The organism is Pseudomonas sp., assembly GCF_050739935.1.
In the GTDB taxonomy this organism is placed as follows: Bacteria; Pseudomonadota; Gammaproteobacteria; order Pseudomonadales; family Pseudomonadaceae; genus Aquipseudomonas.
In genome coordinates this window covers 1-18,819 of the sequence record NZ_JBOICF010000102.1, presented here as the reverse complement: position 1 = coordinate 18,819, position 18,819 = coordinate 1, and the positions used below count along the sequence as shown (strand labels likewise).

15 protein-coding genes, 1 tRNA gene and 1 pseudogene are annotated in these 18,819 nt (G+C 56.5%); 12 read left to right on the top strand and 5 right to left on the bottom strand.

The genetic code is table 11. From position 1 onward, the window contains the following. Positions 1-53 precede the first annotated feature (53 nt). The 4 genes and pseudogenes from purC to ACRER8_RS20190 form a co-directional block, all read left to right on the top strand. On the top strand, positions 54-767 hold the full coding sequence (gene purC / locus ACRER8_RS20205) for a phosphoribosylaminoimidazolesuccinocarboxamide synthase (RefSeq protein WP_074752651.1): 714 nt from the start codon (positions 54-56) through the stop codon (positions 765-767). 105 nt (positions 768-872) lie between these two features. Further along, positions 873-962 (top strand) — tRNA-Ser (locus tag ACRER8_RS20200). 823 nt (positions 963-1,785) lie between these two features. After that, positions 1,786-3,822 (top strand): acyltransferase family protein, encoded by a 2,037-nt coding sequence (locus ACRER8_RS20195; protein WP_431747973.1) that lies wholly within the window; start codon positions 1,786-1,788, stop codon positions 3,820-3,822. Positions 3,823-3,926: 104 nt separating this feature from the next. Further along, positions 3,927-4,097, top strand: a pseudogene (locus tag ACRER8_RS20190) (DUF86 domain-containing protein); the annotation flags it as partial. A gap of 60 nt (positions 4,098-4,157) precedes the next feature. Here the strand turns inward: ACRER8_RS20190 and ACRER8_RS20185 are convergent. After that, positions 4,158-5,396, bottom strand: a complete 1,239-nt coding sequence (locus tag ACRER8_RS20185; protein ID WP_431747972.1) for a saccharopine dehydrogenase family protein — start codon at positions 5,394-5,396, stop codon at positions 4,158-4,160. Between the two features lie 26 nt (positions 5,397-5,422). Then, the gene (nspC, locus tag ACRER8_RS20180) at positions 5,423-6,520 is read right to left on the bottom strand and encodes a carboxynorspermidine decarboxylase (protein ID WP_431747971.1); all 1,098 of its coding nucleotides are present in this window, start codon (positions 6,518-6,520) and stop codon (positions 5,423-5,425) included. A gap of 399 nt (positions 6,521-6,919) precedes the next feature. Here nspC and ACRER8_RS20175 point away from each other — a divergent pair, with 399 nt between their 5' ends. From ACRER8_RS20175 to ACRER8_RS20145, 7 genes are all read left to right on the top strand, one after another. Continuing rightward, positions 6,920-8,608, top strand: coding sequence for an NAD-dependent malic enzyme (locus tag ACRER8_RS20175; RefSeq protein WP_431747970.1), 1,689 nt, complete (start codon positions 6,920-6,922; stop codon positions 8,606-8,608). Between the two features lie 262 nt (positions 8,609-8,870). After that, complete coding sequence (locus ACRER8_RS20170) at positions 8,871-10,538, top strand: GMC family oxidoreductase (RefSeq protein WP_431747969.1); 1,668 nt, start codon at positions 8,871-8,873, stop codon at positions 10,536-10,538. Between the two features lie 266 nt (positions 10,539-10,804). Further along, positions 10,805-12,454, top strand: coding sequence for a phosphoethanolamine transferase (locus tag ACRER8_RS20165; protein WP_431747968.1), 1,650 nt, complete (start codon positions 10,805-10,807; stop codon positions 12,452-12,454). Then, positions 12,447-13,112, top strand: coding sequence for a class I SAM-dependent methyltransferase (locus ACRER8_RS20160; protein WP_431747967.1), 666 nt, complete (start codon positions 12,447-12,449; stop codon positions 13,110-13,112). The genes ACRER8_RS20165 and ACRER8_RS20160 overlap by 8 nt, the downstream gene beginning before the upstream one ends. A gap of 132 nt (positions 13,113-13,244) precedes the next feature. Further along, complete coding sequence (gene rnd, locus ACRER8_RS20155; RefSeq protein ID WP_431747966.1) at positions 13,245-14,378, top strand: ribonuclease D; 1,134 nt, start codon at positions 13,245-13,247, stop codon at positions 14,376-14,378. After that, entirely contained in the window at positions 14,375-14,668 is a 294-nt protein-coding gene (locus ACRER8_RS20150; protein WP_431747965.1) for a YcgL domain-containing protein, read from the top strand. Before rnd ends, ACRER8_RS20150 begins: the two co-directional genes overlap by 4 nt. 134 nt (positions 14,669-14,802) lie before the next feature. Continuing rightward, positions 14,803-15,735: a D-2-hydroxyacid dehydrogenase gene (locus ACRER8_RS20145; RefSeq protein ID WP_431747964.1), complete on the top strand. Its 933-nt coding sequence runs from the start codon at positions 14,803-14,805 to the stop codon at positions 15,733-15,735. 616 nt (positions 15,736-16,351) lie between these two features. Here the strand turns inward: ACRER8_RS20145 and ACRER8_RS20140 are convergent. Further along, positions 16,352-16,945, bottom strand: a complete 594-nt coding sequence (locus ACRER8_RS20140; protein ID WP_431747963.1) for a nitroreductase family protein — start codon at positions 16,943-16,945, stop codon at positions 16,352-16,354. Positions 16,946-17,220: 275 nt separating this feature from the next. On the opposite strand from ACRER8_RS20140, the gene ACRER8_RS20135 reads away from it, so the two are divergent. Then, positions 17,221-17,670, top strand: a complete 450-nt coding sequence (locus ACRER8_RS20135) for a YcgN family cysteine cluster protein (RefSeq protein ID WP_431747962.1) — start codon at positions 17,221-17,223, stop codon at positions 17,668-17,670. Between the two features lie 93 nt (positions 17,671-17,763). Here the strand turns inward: ACRER8_RS20135 and ACRER8_RS20130 are convergent, their stop codons facing one another. Together ACRER8_RS20130 and ACRER8_RS20125 are read right to left on the bottom strand one after the other, a co-directional pair. Beyond that, entirely contained in the window at positions 17,764-18,135 is a 372-nt protein-coding gene (locus ACRER8_RS20130) for a YgaP family membrane protein (protein WP_431747961.1), read from the bottom strand. Between the two features lie 83 nt (positions 18,136-18,218). Beyond that, complete coding sequence (locus ACRER8_RS20125; protein ID WP_431747960.1) at positions 18,219-18,707, bottom strand: RNA methyltransferase; 489 nt, start codon at positions 18,705-18,707, stop codon at positions 18,219-18,221. Positions 18,708-18,819: the final 112 nt, after the last annotated feature.

Sequence of the window (18,819 nt, the reverse complement as noted above, 5' to 3'; positions counted from 1 at the left end):
AACCCAACTATCAATGGGCGTCTGGCCCAAGTATTTCGCAAGCGGAGCCCATCATGGAAAAACGTGAAGAACTCTACCGCGGCAAAGCCAAGTCGGTTTACAAGACCGATGACGCTGACCGCTTGATCCTGCTGTTTCGCAACGACACCTCGGCGTTCGACGGAAAGCGCATCGAACAGCTCGATCGCAAAGGCATGGTGAACAACAAGTTCAACGCCTTCATCATGCAGAAACTCGAAGCGGCCGGCATCCCGACCCAGTTCGACAAACTGCTTGCCGACAACGAAGTCCTGGTCAAAAAGCTCGACATGATCCCGGTCGAGTGCGTCGTGCGTAACTACGCCGCTGGTAGCCTGGTCAAGCGTTTGGGCGTCGAAGAGGGCATGAAGCTCAATCCGTACACCTTCGAACTGTTCCTGAAGGACGACGCCAAGGGCGACCCTTTCATCAACGAATCCCACGTCGTGGCGTTTGGCTGGGGCACCGCCGAACAACTCGCGCGCATGAAAGAACTGTCCCTCAAGGTCAATGACGTCCTCACCAAGCTATTCGACGACGCAGGCCTGCTGCTGGTCGACTTCAAACTCGAATTCGGCGTGTTTAGCGATGGCTCCATTGTCCTGGGCGACGAATTCAGCCCGGACGGTTGCCGCCTGTGGGACAAGGACACCAAGAAGAAAATGGACAAGGACCGCTTCCGTCAGGGCCTCGGTGATGTCATCGAAGCCTACGAAGAAGTTGCCCAGCGCTTGGGCGTGCCTCTTTAATCCGCATCCTGGAATAGGCAAACCGCCGCAAGCAACTGAAAAAACGCGAAAATTTTGAGAAAAGGGTTCGCGTTTTTTATCCAAGCTGTTATGATGCGCGCCGTTGGAGAGATGCCGGAGTGGCCGAACGGGACGGATTCGAAATCCGTTGTACTGGCGACAGTACCTAGGGTTCAAATCCCTATCTCTCCGCCATTATAGAGTACGACTAAGCCCCTGAAATTGTTTAAGATTTCAGGGGTTTTTTCGTTTTCGAAGTTCGGATTAGGGCAAAATTGCATAACCCGACGCTCTTATGCCGGTTCAGGACGTTTGGAGTCACGCGTGCCGCCGCTGGACGGGAAGTCCAAACGTTAATAGGCTCTTGATCCGCCGACGACAAAGCGTCAGCTATCGAACCAGACCGTGTGAAAACGCAGCTAGCATTCCAAAAACTGAGCGTTGCGAGGGTTGCCAGTGGAATCATCGGGCATCCGCTTTTTTCAGCGTCTCTATCTTTTCTTTCAGTCGCTCTGCTTTGGCGTCGGCTGCTTCGGGCGTTGCCGATCCGTCGAAGGTACTTCAGTCCGCGCGTTCAGCGCCGGTGCGGCAAGTTCCGCTGAACCTGGTCAACTCGGTCCTCATCAGCATGTTGCGGGTCACGACAAGACCGAACCGCTTATGGTCAACGGAGGGTGGTAGTCCTACGGCATTGCGAACGCCGCGCGAAAACTTTCCACCGAACGATAGCCACAGGCCTCGGCAATACTGCTGCACTCTGATCGGTACTTTCCAGCAAATCCCGGGCGCGGCTCAGGCGTTTCGCTGCAACCAGACCTTGAGCGATAAACCGATGGTGTCGACAGAACGTCTGAGAAGCGTGCGTTCGTTCATGGCTACCTGGTCGGCTAGGTCACAGACGCTCAGCGGTAGCGTGATTGTAATGAGCACTGGGCGGAAAGTAGAATGCGAAACTTTTCGCAGCTACCTAGTCGGTTAGACCGCTGGTCGCTCTGCACGTCCACAAGGGAATGAGTCAATGAGTTCATCTGTTTCCCCCGCCCTGATAAAAAAACGCGAGTCCATAAAGGTCTCTGCGGTAGGTGAAACGTCACCTCTAACTTATCGTCCCGACATCGATGGTCTGCGCGCCTTAGCGATTTTGGCAGTTGTCGTCTACCATGCTTTCCCTACTTCTTTAACGGGAGGGTTTATTGGGGTTGACGTTTTTTTTGTGATTTCTGGTTATCTGATCTCCAGCATTATCCTGAAAGGAGTAAGCACCGGTAGCTTTAGCTTTACAGATTTCTATATGCGGCGAGTTCGAAGGATATTTCCTGCGCTACTGTTGGTTATCTTCGTCACCTATCTGGCTGGCTGGATAATTATGATGGGGGAGGAATATAAAGCTCTTTCTAGACATATTATGGCTGGTATAGGTTTTGTTCAGAATGTAATGATGTACAGTGAAGCCGGCTACTTTGATGCAAGTACCGAAACTAAGCCGTTGATGCACCTGTGGTCGTTAGGTGTTGAAGAGCAGTTTTACCTGTTTTTTCCGATAGCGATAATCCTTCTTTCGAGGGTTAGGTCGGCAATAATGCCAGCTTTGATTTTTTGCGGCGCTCTATCATTTGTGGCGGGGTTGCTTTTCATCGCTGATACACCAGCGGGTGTGTTTTTTCTGCCCCAATACCGAGTGTGGGAACTGTTGTTCGGTGCAGTTTTGGCATACTTGGCAGTGTTTAAGCCTAGTGCAGTTCGGGTCTTTTCGTCACCTTCGGTCCGGAATACTACTTCCTTTATCGGTGTGATGCTGGTCGCTTGCGCGCTGTATTTAATTGATAAGAACAAGCAGTTTCCTGGTTACTGGGCTTTGCTGCCGGTTATCGGTTCCGCGCTATTGATATCAGCAGGTCCGGACGCTTGGATTAATAAAAGAATATTGTCGTCTCGAATTGCAATTTTTATAGGCCTCATCAGCTATCCTCTATATCTCTGGCATTGGCCCATATTCTCTTTTGCATACATCTGGTCTTCGGGCCTGCCCATACCCAAAATGCGGATTGCACTTGTAGTGTTGGCGGTGGTTCTGGCTTGGTTGACTTATCGCTTCGTTGAGATTCCGCTGCGTCGGCGTGTCTCCGGCAAAAACGCCTACATTGGATTAGTTGTAGTCGCGGTTATTTTCGTCATGATAAGCGCTTTCACTGTCTATAAAAACGGCTTCCCTGATCGTAAAAACGAGATGCAAGAATTTGCGGCTTACTTTGCGAATGGGGGACCTAATTGGCACTATTTTACTGAGAATCATATTCCTGAACGGTTCCGTAGAGATTGTGATTGGTATAATTTGGACGCTTTTTTTAGCGGTAATGCTACGAATTTACCGGTCCCAGCTATTGCCGAGAAATGTTATAGGTCTGATAAGGCAAAAAAAGTTTTGTTTTGGGGGGACTCCCACGCTCAACAATACATATATGGCGTCACTCAGGAGTTGCCCAAAGATATCGCGGTGTTGAGCGTCGCGAGCTCGGCATGTCTACCAAATTTACCCGAAGTCGACGCCTCGCCAGCGCAGTACTGCCGTAAATCTAACGAGTTTGCAGTTGAAACGATTAAGGATCAGAAGCCTGATGTAGTAATCATTGGGCAAATTATCGGTCATGACGTATCTAATAGTTTGCCCAACATTGCTTCAGCGTTAAGTTCGTTTGGCGTAAAGCACGTTGTAGTAATGGGGCCGGTCCCTCGTTGGGAGACGCGCCTGTATGAGATCGTTTTGAGGAAGTATTGGTCCCATACACCTAAATACCTGAAAGACGATCTTGTTAAGGATGTGTTTGACTCGGAGTTATCTCTCAAATCAAAATACGGCGCGGGTCAAGGTGGTTTTCAATATCTTTCTATGATTGATTTGCTATGCGGTGACCAAGGGTGCCGAACTTACGTGGGGGACGATAGGAAAATTGGACTGACTTCGTTCGACAATAGTCATTTGTCGCCTGCGGCATCTGTATATACTGCTCAGACGGCGCTGGTCCCGCTTATTTTGAAAGATATCAACGGCGAGTAATAAGTATTGGCAATAGTTGAAAGCCCGCATCACTCGGGCTTTTATAGAACAGGAGTCGTTATAAATTTATCGGGATGCTTCCGGTGCCTACCGAGAGCCATACTTGGCATAAGGTTTCACTACTGGCAACCATGAAGAATATGGTCGGTTTCCGAAATATTGCCGTTCACGAATACCAGACACTCCAGTTGCCAATCACGGTAGCGATCATCCCGCAACATCTGGACGACTTCATCCGTTTCAGTTCGTTTGTGCTAACGCGGGATGCAGTCTGAAGACTTCAAGGGTTAGATCAAAAACAGGTACGCCCGCCCGAGCGCACCTGCTTTCAAGGCTTACTCGTCCCAGGGACGATCGCCGTTCTCGTCCTTGATACGAGTCGGCAGGCCCATCACGTCAAGCGCTTTCAGGAACGCCTGGGCAGGCAGCTCCTCGACGTTGACCATGCGCTTCACGTCCCACTCGCCACGGGCAACCAGCAGGGCGGCAGCAACCGGCGGTACGCCGGCGGTGTAGGAGATGCCCTGGCTGTCGGTTTCCGCGAAGGCTTCTTCGTGGTCGGCAACGTTGTAGATGAACACTTCGCGCGCTTTGCCGTCTTTTGTGCCTTTGACCAGGTCGCCGATGCAGGTCTTGCCGGTGTAGCCCGGCGCCAGCGAGGCAGGGTCGGGCAGCACGGCCTTGACCACTTTGAGCGGCACGATCTCGACACCTTCAGCGGTTTTCACCGGCTGTTCGGACAGCAGGCCGAGGTTCTTCAGTACGGTGAACACATTGATGTAATGCGCGCCGAAGCTCATCCAGAATCGCACGTTGGGCACGTCGAGGTTTTTCGACAGCGAGTGCACTTCATCGTGGCCGGTGAGGTAAAGGTCCTGCGCGCCTACGACCGGCAGGTCATCAGTGCGCTTGACTTCAAACATGGTGTTGCTGGCCCACTGGCTGTTCTGCCAGCTCCACACCTGTCCGGTGAATTCGCGGAAGTTGATTTCCGGGTCGAAGTTGGTGGCGAAATATTTGCCATGGGAGCCGGCATTGACGTCGAGAATGTCGATTGAATCAATGCGGTCGAAATATTCTTGCTGCGCCAGGGCTGCGTAGGCGTTGACCACGCCCGGGTCGAAGCCGATGCCGAGAATTGCGGTGATGTTCTTCTGCTGGCACTCCTCGAGGTGCTTCCACTCGTAGTTGCCGTACCAGGGCGGTGTTTCGCAGACTTTGCCCGGCTCTTCGTGGATAGCGGTATCCAGATAAGCCACGCCGGTATCGATGCAGGCACGCAGCACCGACATGTTGAGAAACGATGAACCGACGTTGATGACGATCTGCGATTCGGTTTCGAGAATCAGCGATTTGGTCGCTTCGATATCCAGCGCGTTCAAGGCGTAAGCCTTGATTTCCGCAGGCTGCTTTAGGCTGCCCTTGGCGTTGACGCTGTCGATGATGGCCTGGCACTTGGAGATGTTGCGCGACGCGATGGCAATACGACCGAGTTCATCGTTATGCTGCGCGCACTTGTGGGCCACCACCTTGGCGACACCTCCTGCACCAATGATAAGAACGTTCTTCTTCAATTTCTTTCTCTCTCCTTTCTGCCAGCTTACGAGAGGCTGGACAGATAATCGTCGAAACCAAATTCGCGAACCACTTCGACTGTACCGTCGAGTTGTTTCACTGCGATGGACGGCATTTTCAGACCGTTGAACCAGTTTTTCTTGACCATGGTGTAGCCCGCTGCGTCCACGAACGACAGCCGATCGCCGATAGTCAGCGGACGATCGAATTGGTATTCCCCGAAGATGTCCCCCGCCAGGCAGGATTTGCCGCACACCATGTACGTGTGCTCGCCTTCGCTCGGGGCCAGTTTGGCGTCCAGGCGGTAGATCAGCAGGTCGAGCATGTGCGCTTCGATGGAGCTGTCGACCACGGCCAAGTGCTTGCCGTTGTACAGGGTGTCGAGCACGGTCACTTCCAGCGATGCGCTTTGAGTGATGGCGGCTTCGCCCGGCTCCAGATAAACCTGCACGCCGTATTTCTGCGAAAAAGCCTTCAGGCGCGCGCAAAACGCGTCCAGTGGATAGCCTTCGCCAGTGAAGTGAATGCCGCCGCCCAGGCTGACCCACTCGACCTTGTGCAGCAGATGGCCAAAGCGCTCTTCGATGGTCGACAGCATCTGGTCGAACAGGCTGAAATCGCCGTTTTCGCAGTTGTTGTGGAACATGAAACCGGTGATCTGCTCGATCACTTTCTCGATTTTCTCAGGATCCCATTCGCCCAGGCGACTGAACGGTCGTGCCGGGTCGGCCAGCAAGTAATCGGAGCTGCTCACCTGCGGGTTGACACGCAGGCCGCGCACTTTGCCTGTGCAGGCGGGGGCATGGCGTTCCAGCTGGCTGATGGAGTTGAAGATGATCTTGTCGCAGTTTTCGAGCATCTCTTCGATCTCGTCATCTGCCCAGGCCACGCTGTAAGCATGCGTCTCGCCCTCGAACTTCTGGCGACCGAGCTTCAACTCATAAAGAGAAGAAGAGGTGGTCCCGTCCATGTACTGCTGCATCAGGTCGAAGACCGACCAGGTCGCGAAACACTTGAGTGCCAGCAGGGCTTTCGCACCGGATTGCTCGCGCATGTACGCGATCTTTTCCATGTTGCGCAGCAGTTTTTCTTTGTCGATGAGGTAGTACGGCGTTTTGATCATTTCGTGGCCTCCAGCAATGCCAGCCGAAAAAGGACGGCGATTGTGCCTTCACTCGAAGTGGATCGAAAGGGCGAAAAGGACTTTTTGCTATTAAATGCGACGTTCGTGGTCTGATCTGGCCGCCCATGAAACATTTGTAGCCAGTCCGGCCAAGGATCCGACGCGCCTTCCTGACAACTGTTTCACTGTCATTCCTCTCGCGCTCAGCCATCATTTGGCAATCAAAACAGTGACAAAATGTCGCAATCGCTTCGAGACGAGTAAGATAGGCACCCTGATTTTTATCTCCCCAATTTTCTTCGGATGGATCCTGCGTCGAGCGTCGTGAAAGACCGACCTCCGGGGCATCGTTTCGATTACGCATTGATAGAGCAAATAGAGAAAAGGCGATTACAGAAAATGACCAAGACCTCGCGACCTTTATATATTTCCTACGCCGGCCCTTCGTTGCTGGAGATGCCGCTGCTCAACAAAGGCAGCGCCTTTACGCCGCAGGAGCGGGTGGATTTCAACCTGGTCGGCCTGCTGCCGCAGAACGTCGAGACCATCGAGGAGCAACTGACCCGCGTTTACAGCCAGTACAAGCAGTGCGCGAGTGATCTCGACAAGCACATTTATCTGCGATCGATCCAGGACAACAACGAAACGTTGTTCTTCCGCCTGCTGGACTCGCATCTGGAAGAGATGCTGCCCATCATCTACACCCCGACCGTGGGTCAGGCGTGTCAGGAATTCTCCAAGATCTACCGCACCCATCGCGGGCTGTTCATTTCCTACCCGGAGCGCGATCGCATCGACGACATTCTGCGCAGCGCGACGAAAGATCGCATCAAGATCATCGTGGTGACTGACAGCGAACGCATCCTCGGCCTGGGTGACCAGGGCATCGGCGGCATGGGCATCCCGATCGGCAAGCTGTCGTTGTACACCGCGTGCGGCGGTATCAGCCCGGCGTACACTTTGCCGATCGTGCTGGACGTGGGCACCAACAACAAAGAACTGCTGGACGACCCGATGTACATGGGCTGGCGCCATGAGCGTGTCACCGGCAAGGAATATGACGACTTCATCGCGCTGTTCATCGAAGCCGTTCAGCGGCGCTGGCCGGACGTGCTGCTGCAGTTCGAAGACTTCGCCCAGACCAACGCCATGCCGCTGCTGGAGAAGTACCGCGACGAGCTATGCTGCTTCAACGACGACATCCAGGGCACTGCGTCGGTGGCGGTGGGTACTTTGCTCGCCGCGTGCAAGGCCAAGAATGAAACCCTGGGCCAGCAGCGCGTGGTGTTCCTGGGCGCCGGTTCCGCCGGTTGCGGCATCGCCGAGCACATCATCGCCGCGATGGTGATCGAGGGTCTGAGTGAAGCCGAAGCCCGCAAGCGCGTGATGATGGTCGATCGTTTCGGCCTGCTGACCGACAGCATGGACAACCTGCTCGACTTCCAGAAAAACCTGGCGCAGAAAGCGGGTGACGTGGCGGGCTGGTCAAGCGGCGACGGCTATCCTGAACTGCTGGACGTGGTTACCCACGGCAAACCGACCGTGCTGATCGGTGTATCGGGCCAGCGTGGGCTGTTCACCGAGCAGATCATTCGCGAAATGCACAAGCACTGCGCCAAGCCGCTGGTGATGCCGCTGTCCAACCCGACCTCGAAGGTCGAAGTCACGCCACAGGAAGTCCTGACCTGGACCAACGGCGAGGCGCTGGTCGCGACGGGTAGTCCGTTTGCACCCGTGACTGTAGGCGACCGCACGTTCCACATCGCTCAGTGCAATAACTCCTACATCTTCCCGGGCATTGGTCTGGGTGTGGTCGCGGCGAAAGCCACCCGTATCACCGACAAGATGCTGATGGCCGCCTCCAACGCGCTGGCCGAATGCTCGCCGATGGTGACCGGCAAGGGCGATGCAGTACTGCCGCCGCTGAAAGAAATCCAGACCGTGAGCAAGAAGATCGCGTTGGCAGTGGCCAAACAGGCGCAGGCAGAAAACGTCGCGCTGGAAACCACTGAAGAGATGCTGCTGGAAGCCATCGAGCGTAACTTCTGGATGCCGAACTATCGCAGCTATCGTCGTAGCGCGGTGTAACTGACACGTGATGCGGAGTAAATGCGATACCCCTGTGGGAGCGAGTTCATTCTGGCGGCACTCCGACGAGTGGCCAGTACAGTCAACGTATTACTATCGTCTGTGCTGACGTCTCGCGAATGAATTCGCTCCCCCAAGGTTCCTAGCGCATCCGATTCAACGATGTTCGACAAAAGACCGCCCTACAGGGCGGTCTTTTGTTTTTTCGCAAAAAACATCAGGATGGGCCCTCGATAAAAACAAAAAGATCGACGAGGGACACATGCAACCGGACAGTGTGCTCTATGACTATGTGATCGTTGGCGCGGGCCCCGCCGGGTGTCTGCTGGCCAATCGACTGTCACACAACTCTTCTCATCGTGTACTGCTGCTCGAAGCAGGCGGGCAGGACAACTACGCCTGGATTCATGTGCCGGTGGGTTACCTCTATTGCATCGGCAATCCGCGCACCGATTGGTGTTTCAAGACCGAAGCCGAACCTGGCTTGAACGGGCGCGCCCTCAGTTACCCGCGCGGCAAAGTGCTGGGCGGCTGTTCGTCGATCAACGGCATGATCTACATGCGTGGCCAGTCTCGCGATTACGACGGCTGGGCGGCCGAGGGCAACAAGGGTTGGGGTTGGCAGGACGTGTTGCCGATCTTCAAACGCTCCGAAAGCCATTTCGCTGGCGATTCCGACCTTCACGGTGCGCAAGGTGAGTGGCGCGTGGAGCAGCAGCGGCTGTCATGGGCCTTGCTAGATGCTTTTCGCAAGGCTGCTGCGCAAACCGGCATCGCCTCGATTCCCGACTTTAACGGCGGCGACAACGAAGGCTGCAGCTACTTTCAAGTCAATCAGCGGCGGGGCGTGCGCTGGAACGCGTCGAAAGCGTTTTTGCGTCCGATCGCCCAGCGGCCGAACCTCACGGTAATGACCAATGCCGAAGTGTCGCGAATCGAGTTCGAAAACGCTCGGGCGAGCGCGGTGCTGGCCAAAGTTGGTAATCAGCAACAGAGGCTGCGCGCCAAGCGGGAGATCATTCTGTGCTGCGGCTCGATCGGTTCCCCGATGGTCTTGCAGCGCTCGGGGATCGGCCCGCGTCCACTGCTGGAAAAGTTTGGCATCGGCGTGCGCCACGAGTTACCGGGCGTTGGCGGCAACTTGCAGGACCACTTGCAGCTGAGGCTGATCTACAAGGTCAGCAACGGCCATACATTGAACCAGATGGCTGGCAGCCTGTGGGGCAAGATGAACATGGGATTGCGTTATGCCCTCAATCGCAGCGGGCCGCTGGCGATGGCGCCGAGTCAATTGGGGGCGTTCGCCCGCTCCGGCCCGGAACAGACCTCGGCGAATCTGGAATATCACGTGCAGCCGCTTTCGCTGGAGCGCTTCGGCGAGCCCTTGCACGGCTTTCCCGCTTTCACGGCGTCTGTTTGCGACCTGCGCCCGCAAAGCCGTGGCACCGTGGAGATCCGCTCGCCGCTGGCCGATGCCGTACCGATCATTCGCCCCAACTACCTGAGTCACGAAACCGACCTGAAAGTCGCCGCCGATGCAATCCGCTTGACCCGCCGCATCGCCGCCGCGCCAGCGCTGGCCAGTTACGAACCCGTCGAGTACCTGCCTGGCGCTCAACTGCAAACTGACGAAGAACTGCGCCATGCCGCAAGTCTCATAGGCACCACCATTTTTCATGCGGTGGGCACCTGCAAGATGGGGCAGGGGCCTGATGCCGTGGTCGACGAACGCCTGCGGGTTCACGGTGTGGCAGGGTTGCGCGTGGTCGATGCCTCGATCATGCCGACCATCACCTCCGGCAACACCTGCTCGCCCACGGTGATGATTGCCGAGAAGGCGGCGCAGATGATCATTGAGGATGCGCTCGCTGCTGAAAAAAATGTGGGGGCTGGCGTCGCTGCTGTCGAACTTGCCACCGATACGCTGTAAGAGCCGGCTTGCTGACGATTGCGAACTTCCAGTCGCACTTGCCTCAACGGACACTGTGCTTTCGCCAGCAAGCCGGCCCTACAAATTCGCGGCGCGTCACAGGTTTCTCAAGCAGGAGTTCGTCCTACAACAAAAGAATCCGACCCCCACCATTTGTTCTCATCCTTTTCACAAAAAATTGATAGCCAACTGCCTAAAGTTTGCGACGTCGAAGGAGTTTTCATTCTCCTGATTGGCATTCTCTTTTCAGGCATACAGACCCCACCATGCTGAACGTAAAAGCAGTTCGTCCTGAGCTTGCGACCGTGTTCGCCAGTATTTTCTTATTGGCCGGATTCAACCTGACGCTCTGGCAGCATTTATTCGCCATTACCGACTTCAGCGGTAAAGGGCTTTTGTTGCGCGGCGCTTTTGTGGTGATGATTTTCTGTGTCTTCAATATTTTTCTGACGCTATTTGCCTTCAGCAAAGTATTGAAACCCGTATTGACTGTTTTGTTCATGATCAGTGCGGGCGTGGCTTATTTCATGAATCAATATGGCGTCATGATCGACTCGGGGATGTTCCGCAACTTTGCTGAAACCAACCCTAGTGAAGTTCAAGGTTTGTTGTCGTTGAAACTGATCGTTTATTTGCTGCTGCTAGGTGTATTGCCTTCGTTGATCTGCTGGAGAGTTCCGATCAGTTACCGCCGTTGGCCGCGGGAAATACTGAGCAAAGTCGTGGTCAGCGCCGTGTGTGCCGGTGTGATAGGTAGCGTGGCACTGGTGAATTATCAGGGATTGTCATCGCTGTTCCGCAATCATCATGAGTTGCGGCTGATGGTGGTGCCGAGCAATTACATCGGTGCATCGGTGGGGTATTTGAGCGAGCAGGTGAAATCGGCGCAGCAACCGTTCGTGAGTATCGGTCAGGACGCGAAACTCGCCAGCGACTGGCAGCAGCACAAGCGTAAGTCGCTGACGGTATTGGTAGTCGGCGAAAGCGCGCGTGCCGAGAACTTCGGCATCCTCGGCTACAACCGCGACACCACGCCGCAACTGAAGCAAGAGCGTGGCGTGCTGACTTTTACTGACGTGCATTCCTGCGGCACCGAGACCGCGGTATCGGTGCCATGCATGTTCTCCAACATGGGCCGCAAGGACTATGACGCCAGCGCCGCCAGAAACAAGGAAGGCATGCTCGACGTGCTCAAGCGTGCCGGCCTGGACGTCATCTGGCGGGACAACCAGTCCGGCTGCAAGGGGACGTGCGATCGCGTGAGCCTGCAGGACGTCAGCAACCTCAAGGATCCCGTACTGTGCGCCAATAACGAATGTCGCGATGAGATCCTGCTGCAAGGCCTGCAGAACTTCATCGATCACCTGGATAAAGATACCGTGCTGGTACTTCACCAGATGGGCAGTCATGGTCCTGAATACTTCAAGCGTTATCCGAAAGAATTCGAGAAGTTCACGCCGGTATGTGAAAGCAATGCACTGAATAACTGTACGCGGGAAAGTATCGTCAACGGTTACGACAATACCTTGCTATATACCGATCATGTATTGGCTTCGTTGATCGATATCCTGCGCAGCAATCAGAACAAGGTCGACACTGCGATGTTGTACCTGTCCGATCATGGCGAATCCCTGGGCGAGTACAACCTGTTCCTGCACGGCACGCCTTATATGTTGGCGCCGGATCAACAGAAACATGTACCGATGATTGCCTGGTTCTCCGATAACTATCAGCAGGCGTTCGCGGTGGATACGCATTGCCTGCAAAAAGAGCGCGATGCGCCCTTGAGCCAGGACAACCTCTTCCACTCGATGTTGGGGTTGTTGGAGGTTCGCACCAGTGTCTATAACCCGGAGCTGGATATGTTCGCCGGCTGCCGGGGGATATATACGGACGGGGTACTGGCCAATGAGTGAACATGCGAGCGACGACAACCAGCAACAGCAATACGCGCGGCATCACGAACAGGGCCTGGCCCGGCGCTTGAGCCTGTGGCGCGATGCACAACTGGCGCGTCAGGCTCTGCGCGATGCTGGCGACCCTGGTCTGGTGCTGGATCTGCCTTCGGGCTCCGGCCGTTTCTGGCCGGTGCTGGCAGAACGCGCTAACCGGGTGATTCTGGCTGCAGACCGGTGCTCCGACATGCTGGACATCGCCGAGGCGCAATCTCCGGCCAAGGTGCGCAAGCGTATTCGTACATTTCAGAGTTCGGCACTGTCCATCAACCTCTCCGCCAATTCGGTCGATTGCATTTTCTGCATGCGACTTTTCCATCACGTTGCTGACAGCGAAGAACGCAAGGCAATTCTGCAGGAGTTTTATCGTGTGACCCGCGACACCGCCATCGTTGCATTGTGGGTCGATGGCAACATCAAGGCCTGGCGACGCAAGCGTCAAGAAGCGTATCGGCGGTCTGTCGGCGGCGCGCCAGCGGTACGAAATCGCTTTGTCGTGTGTCGGACGGAGATTGAGTCCGAGTTCATCGAAGCCGGGTTTCGGATGGTCGGCCATCGGGATTTTTTGCCGGGCTACGCCATGTGGCGTGTCTACGTGCTGCGCAAGACGGTTGATTGATCCGATGGACGGTAGTACTTCGATGTCTTATCGATAAACAGCGAAGATGAAGTTGTTCGAGACTTGCAGGAGGATGCGCGGTAGACGCCTGTAGCGATATATACTGCGCGCCATTCTTCAAGGGAGAGCCGTGTGGCCATCGATATTCACTGGATTCGCGACGACGACAGCCTCGCCCAACACTGCGCGCAGTGGCAGACACTGCCGTTTGTCGCGCTCGACACCGAATTCATGCGTGTCGACACCTTCTATCCCATCGCCGCGCTGTTGCAGATCGGTGACGGCTCGCGCGCCTACCTGATTGATCCGTTGCTGATTAACGAGTGGAAACCTCTGGCCGAGCTGCTGGAAAATTCCGACGTCATCAAGGTGGTTCACGCCTGCAGCGAGGACCTTGAAGTCTTGCTGCGTCTGACCGGCAGCCTGCCTGCGCCTTTGTTCGATACTCAGCTGGCCGCCGCTTATCTGAATCTCGGGTTCTCGATGGGCTATTCACGTCTGGTGCAGGAAGTGCTGAACATCGAGTTACCCAAGGGCGAAACCCGCTCGGACTGGCTGCAGCGGCCGCTGTCGGACACCCAGATCAGTTACGCCGCCGAAGATGCCGTGCACCTGGCCGAAGTCTACAGCCTGCTGCGCCCGCGTCTGTCCGACGACAAATACGCCTGGGTGCTGGAAGACGGCGCCGAACTGGTTGCCAACCTGCGTCGCGAAACCGACCCATACGAGGTCTACCGCGAAGCTAAGCTGGCCTGGAAGCTGTCTCGCGCTCAATTGAACGTGCTGCGTGAGCTGTGCGCTTGGCGCGAACAGCAGGCTCGTCTGCGCAATCAGCCGCGCAACCGCGTCCTGCGCGAGCATTCGTTATGGCCGCTGGCCAAGAATCAGCCGGACAATCTCGGGGCGCTGGCGAAAATCGAAGATATGCACCCCAAGACCGTACGCCAGGACGGCGAGTTTCTGCTGGATCTGATCAAAAAGGCCGGCAGCGTGTCACCTGATCTATGGCCCCCGGCGTTGCCCGAGCCATTGCCGATCGAAGCGTCGAATGTATTGAAGAGCCTGCGTGCAATTGGCCAGCAGCAAGCCGAACGCCTGGACATGGCGCCGGAGCTGATGCTGCGCAAGAAGACTCTCGAAGCCCTGCTCAAGACCGGTTTCCCTGACGGTCCCTATAAACTGCCCGATTCGCTGCGTGGCTGGCGCCGCGAATTGATGGGCCAGATGCTGCTCGACAGCCTGGCCAGCGCCGGAGAACAGCCTTGAAACGTATCTGCTCCATTTATCGCAGCCCGCGCAAGAACGGGATGTACCTGTATGTGCTCAAAAGCGATGTACTCGAGCGCGTGCCAGACGAATTGCTCGTCGCGTTCGGCAAGCCGCAGCACGCCTTCGATTTAGTCCTGACGCCTGAGCGTACCCTGGCCCGCGAGGACATTCATGCGGTTCTGGCCAATCTGGAAAAGCAGGGCTATCACCTGCAGATGCCACCGGCCGAGGACGAGTACATCGAGCATTTGCCCGAAGAGTTGTTGCGCCGCAACGACCCGGTCTGACCGATTTTTTGACCCTGCAATTCAGCGCAGGGGTTCACCGGACCGCTGTGGTTTCTGGCCTGCCTGGGTTTTCATAAACCGCGGGCGCCGGATGTCCCGCGGTCGCATGTCCTGTTTTTTTGAGTTTTGAATCCATGCGCGTTCTGATCGCCGAACACGATTACGTTGTTTATACCGAACTACTTCGCAAGGCTGCCCCCGGTGTCGAAGTGCTGAGCAGCGGCGATTCCGCCGAATTGTCGAAAATGGCTGCCGATGCACCGGTCTGGCTGGGGCAGCCTGACCTGCTGGCGAATCTGCTTCGTCAGGGGCACAAACCCCAATGGCTGCAATCGACCTGGGCCGGGATCACGCCGCTGCTTGCCGACGGTCTCAACCGTGACTACCGGTTGACCCGTGCGGTGGGCATCTTTGGTCAGGTCATGGCCGAGTTCGTGCTGACCTACATGCTGGTTCACGAGCGCGAAGTGCTGGCCCGGCTGGTGAGTCAGGTCGAGCGCAAATGGGATGCCCGGATGGGCCAGAGTCTGGCCGGGCGCAAGGCCTTGATCGTCGGCACCGGCGATATCGGTGTCAGCGTTGCGCAGTTCCTCGTCCCGTTCGGCGTCGAGCTGTACGGCGTCGCTACGACAGCCCGCACGCTGGCGCCGTTCGTTGAAGTGGGCGCGCTGGAGGATCTGCCACGATTGGCGAGCGAGGTCGATTTCGTCATCAACCTGCTGCCCAACACGGAGCAGACCCACGATATCTATGATGCGAAGCTGTTCGCCCAATTCAAGCCATCGGCGTTGTTCATCAACGTCGGACGCGGCGTGGCGGTGGTCGACGCCGATCTGGTCAATGCGCTGAAGGAAGGTCATCTGGCGGGCGCGGTGATAGACGTTTGTCGTCAGGAACCATTACCACAACGTCATCCGTTCTGGACCGCCTGGGGCCTGCTGTTGACCGGCCACAGCTCGGCACCCACTTCGCCGTTGGCCATGACGCAATTGTTTGTCGAGAACCTGAACGCGTTTACGGCAGGTGAGGCGTTGCGCGGGGAAGTGGATTTCGCGAAAGGGTATTGATGCGCGGATTCAGTGTTTGAAACCTTTTTCCTGGCGAGCAAACTCAAATCTCTCTGTGGGAGGGAATTCATTCGCGAGACGTAGGTACAGACGACAAAGATGCATCGGATGCACCACCCAATCGCGAATGAATTCGCTCCCACAGGTTCAGCGTGCGCAGGCCAATCGCGAATAAATTCGCTCCCACAGGTTCCGCATGCACAGGCAAACCGGCGTATGTTTGCGGATCGTTGCCCGGCTTACAGAGTGAAATCCCCCTCAACCGCCAGTTCCACTAGCGGCCACATGGGGCTTGGGGTTTCGCGGGGAAGTGGATTTCGCGAAAGGGGGTATTGATGCCCGGATTCAGTGTCGGAAATCTTTTTCTCGGTGAGCAAACCTCCCCCTGTGGGAGCGAATTCATTCGCGAGACGTAGGTACAGACGACAGAGATGCATCGGATGTACCACCCAATCGCGAATGAATTCGCTCCCACAGGTTCAGCGTGCACAGGCCAATCGCGAATGAGTTCGCTCCCACAGGTTCAGCGTGCGCAGGCCAATCGCGAATGAATTCGCTCCCCCAGGTTCAGCATGCACAGGCAAACCGATACATGCCTGCGGATCGTTGCCCCGGTTTACAGAGTGAAATCCCCCTCAGCCGCCAATTCCGCCAGCGGCCGGCGTGGGCTTGGGGTTTCGCGGGCTTGCAGGTAGTCGGCCAGGGTCGCCTTGTCACCTAGTTTGCCAATCGCCACCGCCGCATGCAGTGCATAACCTTCCGGGATCTTCAGTTCCTTGCGGGTCAGTTCCTGATCGAAACCGGCCATACCGTGGGTGTGCCAGCCGCTGAGGCTCGCTTGCAGCGCCAGGTGTCCCCAGGCTGAACCGGTGTCGAAGGTGTGCCAGAGCGCAGGCGTTTCTTCGGTGGCGCCCGGCGCGATGAAAGTGGTTTTGGAAATGATGATGACCAGTGCCGACGCATGCTGCGCCCAACCGCGATTGAACTCGTTCAGCAGACCGAGAAAGCGCTCCCAGTTCGGTGTGTCGCGGCGAGCATAGAGAAAGCGCCAAGGCTGCGAGTTGTAGGCAGATGGCGCCCAGCGGGCGGCCTCGAAGAAGCTCAGCAGGGTTTCCTGCGGAATGCTTTCTCGGTTGAAGGCGCGCGGCGACCAGCGATCGGTGAACTGTGGATGAATGGCGTATCCGGCAACGCGAGAGTTGTCGCTCATGGAATTCTGATCCTGAAAAATTGAGATGGCCGCCCGCCAGCGAGGGCGACGAACGGAATCAGTCAGATGGGCCGTGGACGGCAGGCATCGTCGAAACATGCTGTGTGATGTGTCGCGAGGCCGCTGTGGGTTGCGTTCGCGAAGGCGTAAAACTACTGCGCCGACTGTCTGCTGACAAGTCTGCGCTTACCGACAGTCGCCAGCGCTTGGCCCTGATGCGATGTACCACTAGACTGGCGGCCTTTTCATCACCCGATACCGATCTCTGCGAAATCATGGCCGCCAAAGTCGAACCGTTCTGGATGCGCAAAACCCTCACTCAACTCGATCAGGTCGAGTGGGAATCCCTGTGCGACGGATGCGGCCTGTGTTGCCTGCAGAAGCTCGAGGATGAGGACGATGGCAGCGTCTATTACACGCGCATCGCCTGTAAATTGCTGGATCTGAACACCTGCCAGTGCACCGATTACCCGAATCGCCGGGCCTTGGTGCCCGATTGCATTCAGCTCACGCCGGGTCAGGCCGATGAGTTCAAGTGGCTGCCGCCCACCTGCGGCTACCGCTTGGTCAGCGAGGGCAAGGATCTGCCGCTCTGGCATCATCTGGTGTGCGGCGACCGGGATCAGGTCCATAAACAACGTATTTCCCAATCCGGCCGCATGCTCAGCGAAAAGAGCGTCGCAGAGGATGACTGGGAGGATTACCTGATCTTTCGCGCTGGCTGATTCATCGCATAGCAGCACGGCTTGCCGGCGGTGGCGTCCTGAGATCGCTACCGCCGGCAAGCCGTGCCGTTACATCCTTCTATCGGGGCTGAATCAAACGCCCTTCGGCCCTGTCACTGCATCGACGCCCTTCACGACGGCTTCTTCCGCCGCCACCTCCGCCTTGGTCTTGAGCTTGCTCAGCTCGGCGCCGGCTTGTTCGATGCGCGTGCGCGCCTGATCCATGTCGCTGCGGCTTTTCTCCAGTAGCGACTTGGCCGAGCAGTGGCCGGTGATGCCACGGGCCAGTACGGCGCCGCCGATGGCCAGTTGCACCAGACCGAAGATGCCGCCGCGGCGCAGGCCCTTGCCCATCATCAGCACGCCACCGGCCAGCGAGCCAATGCGCTCCCAACCCTGTACGTTCTGCTCTGGGTAATCGTGCAGTGGGCGGTCGACGCGTTTAAGGATCGGGGTATCGCTCATGATGCGTGCTCCATGAAAAGTAAGGTCCCTAAAGCTGACTGTCACAAGCGCAAACTGTTCAATGCGTTTGTCGCGGGGAGCGATCAGGTGCGATCGGTATCGCGGCCGAACTGTGGCCCGGAACGGGTGCTGTTGCCCTTGGCCATGCGGTCGTAAAGCACGACGTTGACGGTCGCGGCCAGATTCATGCAGCCGGTGGTGGGGATGTACACCACGTCTTCGCACCAGTCACGAATCTCTTTGTCGAGCGAGCCGTCTTCCGGCCCGAAGATGTAGATCGCGCGATCCGGATGAGTGTATTCGGGCAGTGAGCGTGCGCCTTCCACCAGCTCGACGGCGACGGGGATGCAGCCCAGGGGAATGATCTTTTTCAGGTCATCGATGCCGATCAGCGGAATGTCCTGATGAATCTTCTTGGTGTCGGTCACGAAGTCCCGGGCCCGCTCGTAGCGCTTGCCGGTATAGAACACCGATGCCACGCCGTAACAGCCCGCCGCGCGCATCACCGAACCGACGTTTTCCGGGGATTTGGGGTTGTATAAGCCGATGCAGGCATAGCGTTTGTTGGCCACGGGGGAGGGTGCTCGCTGGAAAAGGCCAGCATTATACGGGACGGCGCGCGGCGTAGCAGATGTTCGATTTCATTGTAGGAGCCGGATTGCTGGCGAACGCGCAGTGTCATTC

Coding starts and splice junctions, on each gene's coding strand:
- ACRER8_RS20145 (WP_431747964.1), top strand. CDS start 14,803: ATGCGCGTTCTGATCGCCGAACACGATTACGTTGTTTATACCGAACTA.
- nspC (WP_431747971.1), bottom strand. CDS start 6,520: ATGATCAAAACGCCGTACTACCTCATCGACAAAGAAAAACTGCTGCGC.
- ACRER8_RS20130 (WP_431747961.1), bottom strand. CDS start 18,135: ATGAGCGATACCCCGATCCTTAAACGCGTCGACCGCCCACTGCACGAT.
- ACRER8_RS20140 (WP_431747963.1), bottom strand. CDS start 16,945: ATGAGCGACAACTCTCGCGTTGCCGGATACGCCATTCATCCACAGTTC.
- ACRER8_RS20195 (WP_431747973.1), top strand. CDS start 1,786: ATGAGTTCATCTGTTTCCCCCGCCCTGATAAAAAAACGCGAGTCCATA.
- ACRER8_RS20165 (WP_431747968.1), top strand. CDS start 10,805: ATGCTGAACGTAAAAGCAGTTCGTCCTGAGCTTGCGACCGTGTTCGCC.
- ACRER8_RS20170 (WP_431747969.1), top strand. CDS start 8,871: ATGCAACCGGACAGTGTGCTCTATGACTATGTGATCGTTGGCGCGGGC.
- ACRER8_RS20175 (WP_431747970.1), top strand. CDS start 6,920: ATGACCAAGACCTCGCGACCTTTATATATTTCCTACGCCGGCCCTTCG.
- purC (WP_074752651.1), top strand. CDS start 54: ATGGAAAAACGTGAAGAACTCTACCGCGGCAAAGCCAAGTCGGTTTAC.
- ACRER8_RS20160 (WP_431747967.1), top strand. CDS start 12,447: ATGAGTGAACATGCGAGCGACGACAACCAGCAACAGCAATACGCGCGG.
- ACRER8_RS20135 (WP_431747962.1), top strand. CDS start 17,221: ATGGCCGCCAAAGTCGAACCGTTCTGGATGCGCAAAACCCTCACTCAA.